Origin of the sequence: Alkalibacillus haloalkaliphilus C5 (assembly GCF_000269905.1) — a bacterium.
GTDB classification, from domain to species: domain Bacteria; phylum Bacillota; class Bacilli; order Bacillales; family Alkalibacillaceae; genus Alkalibacillus; species Alkalibacillus haloalkaliphilus_A.
The window spans coordinates 1-17,861 of the sequence record NZ_AKIF01000049.1; the positions used below are offsets into that span (position 1 = coordinate 1).

Below are 17,861 nucleotides of genomic sequence, written 5' to 3' on the forward strand. Positions count from 1 at the left end.
AGGGGAGGTAAATGGATCAGCAAGGTGTAAAAGCGATAATTTTTGATTTAGATGGCACGATCTACTTAGGCGACTATATCATACAGAATGCCAACGATACAGTAAACAAACTGCTTGATTGTGGGTACGAAATATTATTCTTAACTAATAAAACAATTGAATCAAGAGAGAAATACGTTGAGAAGTTAAAGGGGTTTAATATAAAGGTTACTGAAGAGAACATTATAAACCCAACGGTAACACTTATAAATTATTTAAAGATCAATCATCCTGGTCAAAAGATTTATGTAATTGGTGAGCAAGTGATTAAGGATGAGATGAAAGAAAACAATTTTACATTTGCACAAGACCCAAAGGAGACCGATATTGTAGTCGTATCTTGGGATCGGAATTTTAATTATAGTCAATTGAATTTTGCCTACCAATCGGTCAAGTTAGGTGCTAAAACAATAGCAACAAACCCAGATCGAACATGTCCAGTCGAAGAGGGGGATGTTCCTGATAATGCAGGAATGATTGGAGCATTAGAAAGTGTGACAGGAAAACCAATTGATGTGCAAGTTGGAAAGCCATCTATTCATACAATTAATAGTGCTATGGACTTACTAGGGTTAAACGTTGATGAGTGTTTGATGGTTGGAGATCGCATTGAAACGGATATTAAGATGGGAATTGATGCTGGGATGAAGACAGCTCTCGTATTATCAGGAGTTTCTCAAAGGTCAGATTTGGATCAAGTGGAATATTCGCCAGACTATGTAATAGATACTGTTTCAGACTTATTAAGTTTATTTACTATAAACAGTTAAGTGGAGGTATCTATGTACTTTTGAGAAGTCATATTTAGTTTGAGGAGTGATCTTTTCATTTTTATTTGAACAAAAACTGTCTACTTTAGTTTAGCGTTTACAAAAGGTGACTTTCCAGTTCATCTCCAATAGGAGGTGGGCGATTTTTTGTCTTTCAGTATTTATTAGCAGAAAAAGTTTTTATTAGTAATATAGTCACAAGAAACAAGTTCTTTTTGTTGCTATGGTAAAATTGTGAAAAAGGGTAGTTCTTAGGGGGAGAGATATATGGGTAAGCCGAGTAGAAAGAAAAGGAAAGAAGCAATTTATACAGTGGTTGCTGGTCCTATATTGTTTATAGGATTATGGGTAATGTTTCAATTCAGTATTACTAGTATTTACTACATATTTGGATTAGTTCTTTTTGCTGTATTAATGGGAGGGTTTGCATCATCATTTGTTCCTGATATGAGAAAAAAGGAAAACAAAAGTAAAAATATGTATACCGGTTTACCTAAACAGTCTAATAAGAAAAGGAATTTAAATGGCTCCAACCAAAAGAAGTCTAATGGGTTGAGTAGTAATTCGAATATTTTAAGGTCGGAAAAAGAAATTATGACATTACCATTTGAAGAAATCTCTTGGAGAGAGTTTGAAGAGTTGTGCTTTAATTACTACAAAGCAAAAGGATATAAACCACGAAGAACTTCAGAAGGTGCTGATGGTGGAGTAGACTTAATTATTTTCAATCGCCATTACAATGCTGAAATAGCTATTCAAATTAAGCATTATAAAAAAGAGAGACAAATTGATGTTAAATTGATAAGGGAACTTGACTCAGCAAAGAAAAACCATGGTTGTATTTTAGCTGAAATGACCACAAGCTCCAGATTTACTAATCCAGCACTCGTTGAAGCTGACAAAAGAAATATTGTATGTCGCGGTGATGACTGGATTAATAGCAAACTGTTACCTTGGAGGGAACAGCAAGTGAAGAAAAAGGGCTTAGCTTAAGAAGCGTCATTTACTGAATGAAGCTATACTAAATCCAAGTTAATTAAATACTTTCACAGTACCAAATAACAATAAATGAAACTAATCAAGACAACAGAAACGGCATGTCTTGTTTTAATATCTCGCGTATTATGGAACACATTGATGCCGGGTCTCTAACCCGTAAAAAGAGAACGAATCAATGTTGAAGATTGGTTCAACACTCATTGGCGCACTTCTGTTTCCCTATTCTAACTACTCTCTTTGATAGAGCTCGTCACTGGGTGATGAGCTTTTGGATTGAAAGGTTGTGCTAAAAATAATCATTTTGTTTTGCTCCTTACACAAAAGACTCTAATGAATAATAGAATAAAGGTTAGAATGGTCAGTAATACTATGCTAGGAACTAACCCGATCCATATGAAATAAACTGATTGATATAGTTGTAATATAACCCCAATTAACATAAGAGCTCCTGTTTGGAGGAATGCAATACCATGTAATTCATCAACAATTTTTGACTTGGTGAAGTTTTTTGAATTGTTCATGAATGTTTTGATGGAATTGAAATAAAAGGATAAAAACGCTGCTAATAAAAGAAAGCTTACAGCTATTTTTTTATCATTATTAAAGATTCCAAAGTACATATCAGTCAAGAAAACAACTTTTGTACCGAGGAAGTCATTTATCCATTCAACTTTAAATTGCAGGAAAGTCATTAATGAATAGCACAGGATCATCATTAATATCCCCCGCGTAATTCCTCGGATAACTGTATCTTTATTTCCTGATTTCCACTGTCCCCTTATATTATTAATATCCTCTATAGTCTTATTTAATGTTAATTTGAAATCGGAATGAGTGATATTAGTATCAAGTTGATTCCAATATCTCCGAATATCATCACCCTTTTGCTTTAATGCGAGCAGAAAAAACTCCCTGCTTTTTTCTAATACACCAATCAATGAAAATATTAGGCCAAGAATTAATAATGACATTGCCAACAAAGGATTGTTATTACTTGAGGATACAATCAAATGAACTTGGTATATATTCAAACCTAGTAACACAATAAATGCAATTGACCATAAACAGAGCTGTCGAATGCATCTATCTAATTTATTTACTGAAAACTCACTATATATAATAAAACTGATTAGGATTGATATTAATGCTACTGAAAACACTAATACAATCAGGGGTTCATTTGGGATTGAAACAATTGATACCAAATATAAGAGGATTATAAATAATACAATACTGTTAATAATAACACTTATTATTGTTTTGAATATTTTTTCTTTTAACTTAACTATTCTTACTACAATAGAACCCCGTAAAAATAATCCTGGCAAATTCAAGTTTGGATTCGTAAAGTTGAGTAGCAGTATGTTAACTTGGCATACAAAAAGAATTAGAGGAATAATTAATAGATTCATATAGCTGCTCTTAACTATTGTCCATTCTAAAGCAGTTATAATTAAAAGACCGAAAAAGCTTAATAACAAGCCAATATACATAGAAACATACATAATATAACCCAAATGAATAATCAAGTTCCAAATATGATATTTTAGTTTCATTTCCTTCGAGAGCCTATTAATCCACCTATGAAACAAGATTGAAACATTAGTAAGCATATTGACCATACCAACCTTTGCTTTTTCTAGTATGAGTGCTATATATAGTTATATTAGTAAACAGATTAAGAATTTATGAGTATAAGCATTTTTGAAATACAACTTAGTTAAAACTTGCCAATATGTTATGCCTTTAGTTTTGGCTTAGATAAATTATACATATGCAATGACAACCCTAAGAGGGCTGTTTTAATTTTCTTGTCATATTTTGAAGGGTTCTGGTAATAAATAGAGAATTATTTTCAGTAAGGAATGACAATGAACCATATATCATGAGGATCATAGACAATCTCATTTATTTTAGTGTCTCTGATTACAACAATTAATTTTGGTTAATTATGAAAAGGAAGTGCTGATTAAGATATGATCGATAACAATAATTTAGTTAAAGATAAAGTTAAAGTATTCATTAGCTCACGCTCAGATTCCCCTAAATATGTAGAAGTTAGAAATAACCTCAAGGATCGTATAGAAGAAACAGGTTTAGCGAACGTTTTTGTATTTGAAGATACAGGTTCATCTTCACTAACAGCGGAGCAAGTCTATTTGTATGACTTAGAAGATAGCGATATCTGTGTTTTTTTAATAGATAATGCTGATGGGATAACAAATCCTGTTTTAAGAGAAATTGAACGTGCTAAAGCAACAAACAAAAAGTCATTGTACCTATTTTGTGATGAGAGTGAGAAAAAACCGACAGAAATACAGAATGAGCTAACAGGTGCAACAGGTGTTAAATTCAAAGTTGTTCATTCCTTTGAAAAGTTATGTGATGTTGGCTTTGAAGATTTAATCAATGATATTACAACAATTTACAAGCATTACTGTAAAAATCGTTTATCAGATCAAGAATTTGATAATGCTGGTAAAGAGGAAGTTGAGATCAATACGGGCTCATTTCAGATGGATAAGAACATCCTCGAAGGAACAGATCAATCAAAGGCCTTTATAATGAAAGAAATTCTCCCAACAACGAAAGAGGACGTAGAAAAGTCAAATGAATTGGATGAATATTGTGAAGACTTTTTGCATGTTTTGTTTGGAAAGCGAAATATTAAGCAATTCAACACCTCATTATTAATAAATCATATAGCTGAAAAACAAAGCCCTAAGTTATATGAAGTAGTCAAGATCCGGTGGAATGCTATTCAAAGTTACTGGCAAGGTAATCTAAAATCATGTACTGAGCTAATGGAAGAGGCTTTGATGAAAGCAAAAGACTCCTCATTACCCAATTGGCTTGTACAAGATATACTAATTGATCTTAGAAACATAAATTACAAATACAATGAAGGGGTGAACCAAAAGTTCTTGGAGACAGAGGCTCAAAAAGAAATTAATGAATCAAAGGAGCCACTTTATTATCCATTAATTGATCGCTATAGTAATAGTTTAAATGAAGAGATAAATAAACAGAGAACTAAACATGAAACGCAGTCGCCCTATAGTGTTACATTTGGCAACTTTATAGATACTTATGTTAACTATATTACTAATATCTATGTTGTTGCAGTTTTTAATGGTTCTTTAACTCATATACTATTAACTATTGATAGATTAAAAAAGGTGGCCTTTCACCTGTGTGATTTGTACAGCGACTGGAAATTTCGTGTTATATTATTGAAGATGACATTTTTAAAAGGGAATAAAAAAGAAGTCGAAAGTTATATTAAGACTTTCAATGACGTATTTGGAAAAATGAATGCAAAGGATTCGTTGGAAATCTATAAATTTGTTAGTGGTAGCCCAATTGAACATGAAAGTGACATTGCGAAATTAAAAGTGTTTAAGCATTTGGGACATTATTTTTCGGATCATGATTATAATGAATTTCAAAAAGAAATAATCTCTATTATGGATAATTGGCTAGATGGCAATAAAAGTGTCGTTATTGGTGAGTATATTTTTGATGCATTAAAAGATAATTGTTACAGAATGGATAATACAAATCTTGCAAAGCAATGTATAAAAGTTCTATCTAATAAAAAAGCACGCTTTTATGATGGAATATTAGATGTTATTTCGAATATGATAATGGAAAATGTCGATGATCAAACCACGTTGGAACTAATTAAGGGAATTAGTGAAGTTGTTCAAAGTGGAGAAACAAATTTTAATTATCATAAATTAATACCAGTGGTTATTGCTATAGGGAGAACAAAAGGCCATTTACGTGATGAATTAGAACAAAAGCTTATCGACTATTTACCAGAAGATCTAGAACAGCGTATTTAATGGAGGTTCAGGAAGACCACGAGCAAAGTGAAAGACAACTACAAAAGTCAATCGAACAGATCAAAGACCAAAATAAAACACAAGGAAAAAATGGGCTCTATTCACATTCTGGTATAAATCCTTATCAAACAATTATAAATTTAATAAGACATGATCTCGTGGACATGTCCGAAAAAAGTATTGAAAAGATTATTCATCCAGTTATCGAAACGGTTATTAGTAGCAATCAATTGATTGCTGATAAAGTAAACGCATTGCGCCTTGTCGTATTTATAAAAGGCCACCCAATTAGTAAAAAGTTTGATTTGACACCTTATTACCATGAAGTTATAAATAATGAGGAAAAAGTGCTGATTGGAAGAGACGATCCTTTCGAAAAGCATTCAAACAATACACTTATGTTTAATTATGTCATGTTGAAAACTTTGCATCAAAATGACTATGCTCCTATTCACATTTTAAGTCAGTTTAATGAGACCAATACTTTTGAAAAAATTGAAGCACTGAAAACAGTAAATGAAATGGCTAGTTATGGTAATGAATTGGAGCAGGGAAATCTGTTGGTGCTTATGCAGTTTGTTTTGAGTCTGTGTCATTCAAACAACCACGATGTTAGATTTTGGGCGGTTAAAGCATTGCTCTTGATGATAACAGAAGAGACATCAGACACGATTTTAACTCAGGTTTCTCAGATGATGGACTACGATAGCGCTTATATAAAAAGCCAGGTTATTAATAAGTTTGATGAATTGATGAAGATGAATAAGCAAATTACCAAACTGATGGTCCAAAAGGTAAGTGTAGATAATCATTATGTTGTTAGACAAAGAGGATTAGAGTATTTGAATTCTATGTGACACAAGATGAAGGACACCATGTAGGTGGATAGATTCATACTTATAGTTAAATTGGATATTTTACTCCTATATTTCAAAGTAAGGTGGATGTTAATTGACGAAGAAAAAAGAATTTGAAACAGTAGATGAAATTATTCGAACGCTTATTGAATTAGATATTCACTGTTCAGAAAATAATAATTATGCTGAATTAGTTATACTAGGGGGTTCAGCTCTATTAATTCACTTTTCGTTACGAGATATTGAGTTTCGCCCGATATTGATATTGAAACAATAGCTGCTAAGGATGAGGAAGTATTTTTTGAACAATTACGTAAAGTAAACATTCAAAGTGTTGGTGGTGTTATGGAAGTTCCGCCAATTGAAGATTTTAAACAAAAAGACAATTTATTTAAGCTTGAAGGCTTGGGCTTTACTAACATCAGTGTTTTTGTCCCTTCGCTTGAATTGCTAGCTTGTTGTAAAATTTTCTCAAAACGCCAAAAAGACATGAGTGATTTAAGAAACACTGATTTATTGGTAGAATGTAACAAAGAAAAACTTTAAAATTGATTGATGAATATAGGCCTTATATACTAAATGTTGATGATCCAGATATCAATATTCACGAATTAGATAACATTTTTCATGAAAAGGGTATATTATAAGTATAAAGATAAATAATATCTAGATAAGGGAGGTGTTCACCATGGTGAGAAAAACGAGGCATTTAGAGTATACAGATTTTTATAAAAGGTTGGAAAAACAAGTAGAGTATTTATCACATGGTGGAACGAATTACCGTCTCGAAGCGGCAAAATTGTCACTTCAGGTAGCGGAACAAGTAAAACGCGTTTCTCCCTTTTTGACTCTTGAACAAACTAAAACAAATGTTCTACAAGTGTTGCCAACTCTTGATCAGGAACGTTTGAATGATGTAACAAAAGTTCTTTATGTCAATGCTAAAGAATTAGAAAAAAACTTAAACAAGTCTGATGTTTTAAAAGCTACAGTAGATCAGAGATTGAAAAATAATAAAACTATAAAATTGGTAAAAGCAAAGAATTAGGCTATATATCCCTCGTATTTCTGGATATAAAATTTCACATTTGTTCTAGAATCCTAAAGTGTCATCAGCAATTGCTGCATGGCACTTTTTTTGTAATACTTATTGTAAACCCTATATTAGATATCACAAAAGGAATTCAGTTGATTATTCATCGGAATTTCTTTTTATATTTTGTTTTCAGACCAGGATAGAACGAAGGAGAAATTGGGAAAACCTTCTTATTCTGTTGAAAGTGATATCCATTAAATAAGCGGTTGGTGTAGATATTTGATTGTTGATTATTATTCACTTGTGAGATTAAAATAGGGAGTATGCTAGCCGGGAAGAGAAGGAGAATTATGAATATGAGTAGAAACCTAACCTACAACAAAAGTTACGTCCCACTCCCATGCCATGAAGGTGATGAAGTGTACAGAAATGGCATATTTCGTTTTAATATCTCACGTATTATGGAACACATTGATGCCGGGTCTCTAACCGTAAAGAGAGAACGAATCAATGTTGAAGATTGGTTCAACACTCATTGGCGCACCACTGTTAATGAAGACCACCTTCCAACAGTTGACATAACACGTCCAGTTATACAGGCGGAAATTAGACCAGGTACTTATACAATCATTGATGGAAACCATCGAATAGAGAAAGCTGATCGAGAAGGTGTGCCATATGTTGATTCATACAAAGTACAAGGAGAGCAGCTTGTACCATATTTTATAAATAGTGATGGGTATAAGGCGTTCGTTGATTATTGGAATTCGAAATTGGGTTAGGTGGGTGAGAGTAATAATTGATTTTGTCATCTTTTTGAGGCACTTAGATAGGCGTCACCCGACTCTGACAGGTCTGAGAAGCGCTTCTTTCAACCAATTATGTACTTGGGCTGAGGGGGTCGCCTAACCAAGTATGAATGAATAACTCGTACTGATCTTTTTTTAATCCTTGTTTCTTCATTTGATAGTTTTCCATAAACATTATTCACTTTTCCACCTTTTTTCCCTCCGTAGTATGATAAATCTATCATACTACGGAGGGATATTTTAATTGAAAAGTGTTCATGTTTATTGAGCAAAAACTGTCTACTTTAGTTTAGGGTTTAATTTATATAATTCCTTCCTCAAAATTCTCAAAAGAGTCAACACTTCAATTGATTGTAAATGAATTTCTCACCACTTATCTAGTTGAATCCATATCAATTATTTAAAAAAATCATATTTTTAAGTATTGTCAGAATATTAAAACGGTGGTATAGTGATAACTGAAATAATACAAAGGAGGTGTCGAAACTTGACTGCTTATGAAAACTTAAAACGATTAGGAATTGAGTTACCAGATGCTCCAAAGCCCGCAGCTGAATATGTTCCAGCAAAATCATTTGGCAACTTAGTTTATACTTCAGGTCAGGATTGTCGAAAAGAGGGGACACTAATTCACAAAGGTAAAGTAGGGGGCGATCATGGATTAAGTATACAACAAGGGTATGAAGCTTCTCGCCAAACCATGATAAATTGCTTAGCTGTTCTTCAACAAGAGATTGGTGATTTGAACAAGGTAAAGCAAGTCGTTAAAGTTCTTGGTTTTGTGAACTCTGCTGATGGATTTGTCGAACAGCCTTACGTTATGAATGGAGCATCAGAATTATTGTTCGAAGTCTTTGGTGAAAAAGGACGTCATGCAAGAAGTGCACTATCTGCTAATGAGTTACCATTTGATACACCTATTGAGATTGAAATGATAGTTGAATTAGAAGACTAAGAGGGAAGATGTACAGTGAGTGATAAAATTAAATCAGTTGAAAGATCATTAGAATTATTAGATGTATTAGCGAAACACCCTAATGGTCTGGGGGTAACAGAGCTAGCTAACAAGTTAGATGTGGCTAAAAGTACTGTTCATAGGATGCTAACAACGTTACAAGAAAAACAATTCGTTAATCAAAATCCAAACAATGAATATTACACGCTCGGTACACATATTTTGTATTTATCAAATTTTGTTTTAGAGAATTTTAATATTCGTGATTTAGCCAGAAATCGAATTGAAGAGCTTTCTGAAACAACTGGAGAAGCTATTCATTTATGTATACTTGACGAACATGAAATAGTTTACATCGACAAAGTAGAATCAAATCAGACAATCCGTATGCATTCTAGAATAGGGAAAAGAGCGCCTGTTCATTCCACTGGTGTAGGAAAGGCGATGTTAAGTCATCTTTCTAAAGCTCATGTAGAAGACATATTAGCAAGGACTGAAATGATAGCGTTTACACAAAATACCATTACAACCGCATCGGACATGATGGACGAGTTAGTGAAAATCAAAGAACAAGGTTATTCAATTGACAACATTGAAAATGAAGAAGGGATTCGTTGTGTTGCAGCTCCTGTTTTAAACTATAATGCTGAACCTATTGCTGCGATCAGTGTATCAGGCCCAGTTTCAAGAATAACCGTTGACCGTGTGCATAATGAACTTTCAAAACTTGTTCTAGAAGCATCAAACGATATTTCTAAGAAGTTAGGTGCTTTTTAATTTACTGCAATAACGGAACAGTGTTCCGTAATAAGGAACTAGGGGGAGCTATATGAAAAAAGGATCATTCGTATTGGTGGTAGCGATTTTGGCTCTATTACTAACAGCATGTGGTGACGATGAACCAGAAACGAACGGAGCTACTGATGGAAATGGTGAAGGAGAAGGTTATACAGGGGAATCTTATCAATGGAGCATAGGCTATAATACACCTGAAGATTCAGTTCGTGGTGAAGCTGCGAGAGCTTTTAAAGATGTAGTTGAATCACAAACTGATGGAGCTGTAACAATTGAAATGCATGAAGGTGAAACGTTAGGGACTGAACCTGAAATGCTTGAACAGGTAAATTCTGGAGCTCTAGACATGCAATTGGTAGGTGGCGGCGGAATGCAGAATATTGTTCCTGAATATGCCACTTTAGCCCTTCCGTTCATGGTTGAGGATTTTGATGAGGCATATGCAGTATTAGATGGTGAAATTGGAGATGAACTAAAGGACATGGCTCGTGAAAGTGGATTCGAGGTACTTGCCCACACTGATTTAGGTTTTGCTCAGATTACAAATAATGTTAAACCTGTTTCATCTCCTGAGGATATGGAAGGGATTACAATTCGAAGTCCAGACGAACCTTCATCGATCTCGACGTTTGAGCAGTTAGGAGCGAACGTAACGACATTGGCATTTACAGAGCTATATATGGGGTTACAACAAGGAACAGCAGATGGTCAATTCAACCCATTGGATGCAATTTATGAAAATAACTTTCATGAAGTACAAGACTATTTAACGTTAACTAATCATTTCTATTATCATGTGAACTTTATTATGAACGCGGATCTGTTTGAGAGTTTAGACTCTGAGCTACAAGAAATTGTACTAGAAGGAGCAGAAGCAGCTAGAGATGTTTCGCGTGAATACACTCAGGAAATGGAAGTTGAGATGCTAGATACTCTTGAAGATGAATTTGTTGAAATTGAAGAGAGCCCTGATCTGGATGCTTTCCGTGATGCAATCGACTACTCAGAATTCTATGACATTGTTGGAGAAGACTTTCTTAATCGTACACAAGATTATATTGAAAACTTAAACTAATAAAGGATAAGAACCGGTTGATAGATCTTCCGGTTCTCCTTTATAAGAGGGTGATTGAATTGTTTGATAAGTTTAAAATGCGGTCTCTACAAACTATTACTGGACTTTCAAATATCATGTTAATCGTACTAACACTATTGATTGTAGTTGAAGTTATCTCAAGGTATTTCTTTAATACATCCTTCACATTTGTAACAGGAATGACGGCATTCCTGTTTCCTTGGATGGTTTTTTTTGGCTGTGATTTCAGTAACTGCTAACCAAGATCATATAGGTGTTACATACTTTAGAGGACTGTTCCCTCAAAAGGTTCAGGAGATATTGTTTCTAATAAGTCGGTTGGTGATGTTGGCTTTTTCAGCTTTTATGATAGTCTCCAGTTATCAATTAATGGTTGATGCTAGTAATATCAATATTCCTATTTTGGATATTCCTAGATCCTATGTATATGCATCGATGGTTTTTACGTTTGTTGGAACCACAATAGTTTTAGTGTATCAAATTATATCATTTATTAAAACACGTGACATGGGGGATGAAACAGATGATTTGGGTGATGATATTTAGTTTCTTTTTATTGATTGTTATTGGAACACCAATTGCGTTTTCAATGGGTGCCTCAGCTTTATTTTTTATTTTAGTCGAAGGAATCCCGCTTTCAACTGTTTCCCAACGATTCTTTTCTAATACACAATCCTTTGCTTTCTTGGCTGTGCCTTCTTTATTTTTGCGGGAAGTTTAATGGTTCACGGAGATATTGCTAGGAAGTTAATCAATGTAGCTAACTCTTTAGTTAGACACTTCCCAGGAGGATTAGGCTGTGTTTCTGTTGTGACGAGTATGGGGATGGCAGGGGTATCTGGGTCATCAGTCGCTGACTCCGCATCAGTTGGTAGTGTATTAATACCAGAAATGAAACGTAAAGGTTATAGTGCATCATTTGCAGCTTCCATTAATGCTTCAAGTTCTGTTGTCGGTATTATTATTCCTCCAAGTAGTACGATGATCATTATAGCTTGGTTGGCTAATTTATCAGTCGCTGAAATGTTTTTAGCTGGTATTATACCAGGGGTATTAATCGGTATTACATATCTTACGGTTACAGTTATTATCTCTATACGTAGGAATTATCCGAAAGAAGAACGTCCAACTTTTGGAGAGCTAATTAAAAGCATTTTATCTGCATTTTGGGCACTGTTGTTGCCGTTATTACTTATAGTGGTCATAGTTTTAGGGGTTGCAACAGCGACTGAAGCAGCAGCAGTTGCAGCATTTTATGCCTTTTTAATTGCAGTAGTTGTATATAAAACTTTAAGTTGGAAAGGGTTTTTAAAGGCTTTGAAGGACAGTGTTTATTCTACAACTGTTGTTATGATGATTGTTTGTACAGCTTCCATTTTTACATGGGTACTCATTCAGCAAAGAATTCCTCAACTGCTATCTGATACGATGTTAGGGTTTGGTCTACCTGATTGGGCCTTATTGTTACTCATGATTTTTATTATGTTCCTATTTGGAATGGTTATGGATCTTGTACCAAACTTATTTATCTTTATTCCGATCTTCTTGCCGATGGCAGTAGAAATTGGAATAGACCCAATTCATTTCTGTCTGATCATGCTTTCAACACTGGCGCTTGGTCTTTTTACGCCACCTGTTGGAACAACCTTGTTTGTGTCACTCCATTTAGCAAAAGAGAAAATGGAAAACACGTTAAAGGATTTATTACCATATGTTGTAAGCGGGTTTGCAATTGTATTACTTATTGCATATGTTCCGTTTTTAACTATGTGGATTCCAGGATTGATGGAGTAAGGAGGAGATATGTTTGATTACACCATACGTGAAATTAGACCAAAAGAAGATTGATAGAAATATAATAGAAATGATTGATGGCTTGAAAAAATATGGAATTGACCACCGTCCACATGTCAAGCCTCACAAAAGTGTCGAAATTGCTAATTTACAATTAGAAAGAGGGGCCATTGGTATTACATGTGCAACACTTACAGAAGTTGAAGTTATGGCAGCTCATGGTTTTGATGATATTTTGTTAGCTATTCCTTTAATTGGTGATGATCAATGGGAAAAACTGAATTCAATTCTAAGTAAGTATCCTATTAATTTTAAGACAATTGTTGATAGCCGATATGGTATAGAGGGATTGAATCGAATTGGAATGTTACTGAATCAGAAAATCAATGTCTTAATTGACATAGATAGTGGTGGTCATCGTGAAGGTATTCAGTTAGATGACTTAGTATCATTTTATCGAGAAGTAGAGTCTAAAGAATTTGTAGCGTATAACGGATTGTTCACATATTATGGCCACATTTATGCCTATCCTCATGAGGAACACCCTGAAAAAACACGTGAGGAAGCAGCTATTTTGAAGGAAGGAAAGGAAGTTCTTCAGAATATCGGTGTTGAATCTCCAGTACTATCAGGAGGATCAACAGGGTCATCTGTTAACCCTGAACAATTAGAAGGTATTACCGAATCTCGAGCAGGGAATTACGTTTTTTATGATATGAATGCGGTTCATGCAGGTATTATTACACCAGACAGGTGCGCACTTAGGGTGGTCGCAAAAGTGATTAGCAAACCACTTGAAGGAAAGGCAACCATTGATGCTGGGTCAAAGGCTATCACTTCTGACATGCCATTAAAGGGTTCAGACTTTGGTTATGTCGTGTCTAACCCTGAGTTAACGATTGTAAAACTTAATGAAGAACATGGTTTCGTTGAGTATAACCCTGATGAAACAACAGTTGAGGTGGGCGAATATGTTGAAATCATCCCTAATCATGCATGTGTCATTCCAAATTTATATCATGAAGTATTTGTTTCACATGACAACGATTTGAAGCCCTTAACTGTGGATGCAAGAGGGCGAAAGTATTGAGGAGGAATAAGTGATGTCAAAAGATACGATTGACTATGATTCAGAAGAACAAATCAATATATTTAAAGAAATATTGAAAACACCAAGTGAAAACCCAGGCGATTATGAAGAAGGTGTCGCTAAGGTTATTTCAGATATATTGAAACAAGAAGGTATTGAGTCAAGGTTAGTACCTATTGATGATAATCGTGTAAACCTTTACGCAACTTTAGAGAGTGGAGTTAATGGAAATCATTTATTATTCAATGGACATTTAGATACTGTTCCAACCGGTGATGGATGGTCAGTTGATCCCTTTGGTGGTGAAGAGGTTGATGGCTATATTTATGGGCGTGGTGCTTCTGATATGAAGGCGGGTGTCGCTTCAATGGTTTATGCTGCTATTTGTCTTAAGCGAGCTGGATATCCGAAAACTGGGAAGTTAACTCTGTTTTTTAATGCGGATGAAGAACGGATTAACTTGGGAATGAAACAGTTCCTTCAGGAAAACCTCGAGGCTGATTATGCAATTATTAGTGAACCTACTGATTTAGATATTGCGATCGGCCACCGTGGAGTAGCACGTTTTTACCTAAAGACCCAAGGTGAAGCAGGGCATTCATGTTACGTAAAAAAACCGATTAATGCAATTGAGAAAATGAGTGGCATTTTGCCTGGACTCTTTCAATATACAGAGTCTATTCGAAAGGAAAAAAATGATGACTTTCTAGGGCATGCCATTAGTAATATTACGACTATTAACGGTGGTGTTGCTGGGAATATTATACCCGATGAATGTGTAGTTGAAATCGACCGGAGAACACTTCCTGGGGAAACTATAGAAGATATTGAAGAAGAGTATCATCAGGTTATAAGAAACTGGAATTCAACAATTCCTTATGAATTAGAGAGATATACATTTTTACCAGCGAGTTTAATTTCAAGTGACCACCCTTTTGTAGAAACGTTACAAGAGAAGGCAAATCGACATGTAGAGAATTCTAACATCAAATCTTTCGAGGCAACTTGTGAGGCGCCGTTCTTCTCTGTAGAAAAAGGTATCCCAACCATCATTTTTGGTCCGGGTAGTATTAGTGAAGCTCACGTAACAAACGAAAAGGTTGCTAAAGAAGAAATTATACAAGCAAGTCATATTTTCATAGATTTATGTGAAGAAATATTGGCTTAGACTGGAGGGGAAATATGGTACAAGATGCATTTTTAAAGTGTACAAGCTGTAATATGACTTATGATTTTAAACCTTACTATAAATGTGAGAGTTGCGGAGATGTTTTACTCGTCAGGTATCAGTTTAACGCCCCGCCGGAACAGATGAGTGTTAATGAATTAAAAGCGAAACTCATCTATCATGATGAAAATACATCCCATCTAATGGGTGAAGGGAACACAGCGTGTGTCCCATTTGAAGGATTAGCAAAAGATTACCAAGTAGGTCAACTGTTTGGAAAATATGAATTTCAAAATCCTTCTGGGTCATTTAAAGATCGTCCTGTCTCAGCAGGAACTTTTAAAGCAAAGCAGTTTGGTTATAAACATGTTGTTGTGGCATCTAGTGGAAATGGTGCAGCTGCTGTGTCAGCTGCTGCAGCAAAGCATCATTTAGAGGCATTGATTTTAGTTCCAGAATCTACCCCAGATGAAAAAGTACAACAAACACAATACTTCGGGAGTAAAGTGATTCGTGTTAAGGGGCCATACAGTCAATCATTTCAATTAGCAAAACAAATTGCTGAAAAAGGAGAAGCCTATAACTTAACAACAACTTTCGTTAACCCTTATACGCTTGAAGGTGATAAAGGGGTTGGTTTTGAATTACACGAACAACTTTTAGATTGGCCTGATTACATTATTGTGCCAATTGGAGCTGGTCCTTTATTAGTAGGCACTTATAAAGGGTTTCAAGAGCTTAGAGAACTTTATTCAATAGAACGTCCTCTTCCCAAGATGGTAGGGGTCCAAGCTGCAGGGTGCTCTCCTATTGCTCAGGCTTTCGACAATGAAGAATTAGAAGTAGGTTCAGAACCTTCTCCTAAAACAATAGCAGGAGGTATAGGAGATGGCCTGTTCGGTTATTCGGAGGATGGAACAATAACTTTACAAACGATTCGCGATTCGGGTGGTGTATGTTACCAATTTTCCGATCAAGAGTTATTAAGGTCTCAAAAAGAATTAGCTCAAAGAGAAGGTGTATTTGTTGAACCGTCTGGTGCTGCAGCTGTAACCGCTCTAGCGAAATTAAGTCGTGAAGTCAATTTAACAAACAAATCTGTAGCCCTATTGTTAACTGGTCATGGATTAAAAGATATGAAAAGTATTCAAAGCGAAGATTTACAAGTGCCAACAATAGAACCAACGCTGGATGCTTTAAGAGATTGGATGTAAAGGGTGTTCATATGCTTAGAGGTCAATCAATTGAAAAGGTTTCGTTAGATTCAATTGAAGAGGCAAGAAATCGTATTCGAAAGAGTGTTACTTTAAACTCAACTTTGATTCAAAATACTAGATTAAACCAGTTATATTCTACTTCTATTAAAATCAAACATGAAGGACTACAACATACTGGTTCATTTAAATTAAGAGGTGCAGCTAATAAGATGAGTTACTTAGCTGAAATAGGGAGTGACTCGGTTGTTGTAACAGCATCAGCAGGGAATCATGCTATAGGCCTTTCCTATATGGGGAATCAATTAGGAATTCCTGTTCATGTTTTTATGGCCAATAATGCACCAAAAGTTAAAATAGACACTTGTCGCAACTTAGGGGCAACTGTTCATTTGCATGGCCAATTATATGATGATGCGTATGAACAAGCTAAACAATTTAATGAAAAACATGAAGGTATATATGTTCATCCAGTAGCTGACCATTATGTTGTATCGGGGCAAGGGACCATTGGTTTAGAAGTACTTGAGCAAGTTCCTGATGTGGAACAAGTTGTCGTTCCAATTGGCGGGGGTGGATTAATATCAGGTATTGCAACTGCATTGAAATCCATTAATCCACATATTAAGGTAGTTGGAATACAAGCTGAAAATTCTAACGCATTTTATAGAAGCATTCAAGAAGGACATCGTGTCAAATTAGATAATGCTCAGACAATAGCAGATGGCATGTCCCTAAAAGATCCTGAACCTTACTTATTAGAAATGGTAACAGATTGGGTAGATAGCATTGAAACCGTAACTGAAGAGGGTTTGTATCGTTCAATTAAACAACTATTAATAGATGGAAAAATCTTAGTAGAAGGAGCAGGGGCTGCTACATATGCAGCAGTTTTAGAGGGGAAAGTCGACCTTAATTTAAAAACAGTTCTTATTTCTAGTGGATCAAACATTGATCATGAACGATTAATGCAAGCTCTAAATGTTTAGGAGGTGCTAATTTGAATGAGTATGATGTAATTACATTTGGTGAAACAATGGTAGTATTCAATCCTACGAGTGGTAATAGTTTTTTAGATGCAAGCAATTTTGCTAGACAAATTGGAGGATCTGAGTCAAATGTTTCTATTGGATTGGCACGGTTAGGTCATCGAGTAGGGTGGTTTAGTAAGTTAAGTAATGATTCAATTGGGTCCTATGTTCAAAACACCTTACGTGCTAATGGTGTAGACACAAGTCGCGTTCAATTCGATTCTAAGCACCCAACAGGTTTGTTAATTAAAGAACATCTAATTAATAACCATGTCAATATTCACTATTATCGTGAAAACTCTGCAGCTAGTTACATGGATGAGAGTATTTTAGATCAAGAGTATATTGCTAAATCCCATT

General features: G+C 34.9%; 18 protein-coding genes and 2 pseudogenes. 19 read left to right on the top strand and 1 reads right to left on the bottom strand.

Annotated elements, in window-relative coordinates; translation table 11 throughout:
- Positions 1-11: 11 nt before the first annotated feature.
- Complete coding sequence (locus A194_RS0107040; protein WP_017186151.1) at positions 12-809, top strand: HAD-IIA family hydrolase; 798 nt, start codon at positions 12-14, stop codon at positions 807-809.
- 267 nt (positions 810-1,076) lie between these two features.
- Positions 1,077-1,802, top strand: coding sequence for a restriction endonuclease (locus A194_RS0107045; protein ID WP_017186152.1), 726 nt, complete (start codon positions 1,077-1,079; stop codon positions 1,800-1,802).
- Between the two features lie 302 nt (positions 1,803-2,104).
- On the opposite strand, the gene A194_RS0107050 is transcribed toward A194_RS0107045, so the two are convergent.
- Positions 2,105-3,220, bottom strand: a complete 1,116-nt coding sequence (locus A194_RS0107050) for a hypothetical protein (protein ID WP_157783034.1) — start codon at positions 3,218-3,220, stop codon at positions 2,105-2,107.
- A 564-nt stretch (positions 3,221-3,784) separates the two neighbouring features.
- On the opposite strand from A194_RS0107050, the gene A194_RS0107055 reads away from it, so the two are divergent.
- The 17 genes and pseudogenes from A194_RS0107055 to A194_RS0107135 form a co-directional block, all read left to right on the top strand.
- Positions 3,785-5,656 carry a hypothetical protein gene (locus tag A194_RS0107055; RefSeq protein ID WP_029425049.1) on the top strand — a complete coding sequence of 624 codons (1,872 nt, stop codon included), beginning with the start codon at positions 3,785-3,787 and terminating at the stop codon, positions 5,654-5,656.
- Complete coding sequence (locus A194_RS0107060; RefSeq protein WP_029425051.1) at positions 5,656-6,513, top strand: hypothetical protein; 858 nt, start codon at positions 5,656-5,658, stop codon at positions 6,511-6,513. The genes A194_RS0107055 and A194_RS0107060 overlap by 1 nt, the downstream gene beginning before the upstream one ends.
- 94 nt (positions 6,514-6,607) lie before the next feature.
- On the top strand, positions 6,608-6,790 hold the full coding sequence (locus A194_RS0107065) for a hypothetical protein (protein WP_017186154.1): 183 nt from the start codon (positions 6,608-6,610) through the stop codon (positions 6,788-6,790).
- The gene (locus A194_RS0107070; RefSeq protein WP_237718749.1) at positions 6,787-7,059 is read left to right on the top strand and encodes a DUF6036 family nucleotidyltransferase; all 273 of its coding nucleotides are present in this window, start codon (positions 6,787-6,789) and stop codon (positions 7,057-7,059) included. The genes A194_RS0107065 and A194_RS0107070 overlap by 4 nt, the downstream gene beginning before the upstream one ends.
- 142 nt (positions 7,060-7,201) lie before the next feature.
- Entirely contained in the window at positions 7,202-7,561 is a 360-nt protein-coding gene (locus A194_RS0107075) for a hypothetical protein (RefSeq protein WP_017186156.1), read from the top strand.
- 344 nt (positions 7,562-7,905) lie between these two features.
- Positions 7,906-8,331 (top strand): hypothetical protein, encoded by a 426-nt coding sequence (locus A194_RS0107080; RefSeq protein ID WP_017186157.1) that lies wholly within the window; start codon positions 7,906-7,908, stop codon positions 8,329-8,331.
- A gap of 514 nt (positions 8,332-8,845) precedes the next feature.
- Positions 8,846-9,313, top strand: coding sequence for a RidA family protein (locus A194_RS0107090; RefSeq protein WP_017186159.1), 468 nt, complete (start codon positions 8,846-8,848; stop codon positions 9,311-9,313).
- Positions 9,314-9,328: 15 nt separating this feature from the next.
- Positions 9,329-10,090, top strand: a complete 762-nt coding sequence (locus A194_RS0107095; protein ID WP_017186160.1) for an IclR family transcriptional regulator — start codon at positions 9,329-9,331, stop codon at positions 10,088-10,090.
- 52 nt (positions 10,091-10,142) lie between these two features.
- Positions 10,143-11,183, top strand: coding sequence for a TRAP transporter substrate-binding protein (locus tag A194_RS0107100; RefSeq protein WP_017186161.1), 1,041 nt, complete (start codon positions 10,143-10,145; stop codon positions 11,181-11,183).
- 116 nt (positions 11,184-11,299) lie between these two features.
- Positions 11,300-11,443, top strand: coding sequence for a TRAP transporter small permease subunit (locus tag A194_RS21335; protein ID WP_423734742.1), 144 nt, complete (start codon positions 11,300-11,302; stop codon positions 11,441-11,443).
- A pseudogene (locus tag A194_RS0107105) lies at positions 11,409-11,750 on the top strand (TRAP transporter small permease); the annotation flags it as partial. The gene A194_RS21335 and the pseudogene A194_RS0107105, both read left to right, overlap by 35 nt.
- 43 nt (positions 11,751-11,793) lie before the next feature.
- A pseudogene (locus tag A194_RS17715) lies at positions 11,794-12,998 on the top strand (TRAP transporter large permease).
- Between the two features lie 13 nt (positions 12,999-13,011).
- Positions 13,012-14,088 carry an alanine racemase gene (locus tag A194_RS0107115; RefSeq protein WP_017186165.1) on the top strand — a complete coding sequence of 359 codons (1,077 nt, stop codon included), beginning with the start codon at positions 13,012-13,014 and terminating at the stop codon, positions 14,086-14,088.
- 13 nt (positions 14,089-14,101) lie between these two features.
- Positions 14,102-15,256 carry a M20 family metallopeptidase gene (locus A194_RS0107120; RefSeq protein WP_017186166.1) on the top strand — a complete coding sequence of 385 codons (1,155 nt, stop codon included), beginning with the start codon at positions 14,102-14,104 and terminating at the stop codon, positions 15,254-15,256.
- 14 nt (positions 15,257-15,270) lie between these two features.
- A complete protein-coding gene (gene thrC / locus A194_RS17720) occupies positions 15,271-16,470 on the top strand; it encodes a threonine synthase (RefSeq protein WP_017186167.1) in 1,200 nt (399 codons plus the stop codon).
- Between the two features lie 11 nt (positions 16,471-16,481).
- The gene (locus A194_RS17725) at positions 16,482-17,459 is read left to right on the top strand and encodes a threonine ammonia-lyase (protein ID WP_157783035.1); all 978 of its coding nucleotides are present in this window, start codon (positions 16,482-16,484) and stop codon (positions 17,457-17,459) included.
- Between the two features lie 11 nt (positions 17,460-17,470).
- On the top strand, positions 17,471-17,861 hold a 391-nt coding region (locus A194_RS0107135), incomplete at its 3' end, for a PfkB family carbohydrate kinase (RefSeq protein ID WP_017186169.1).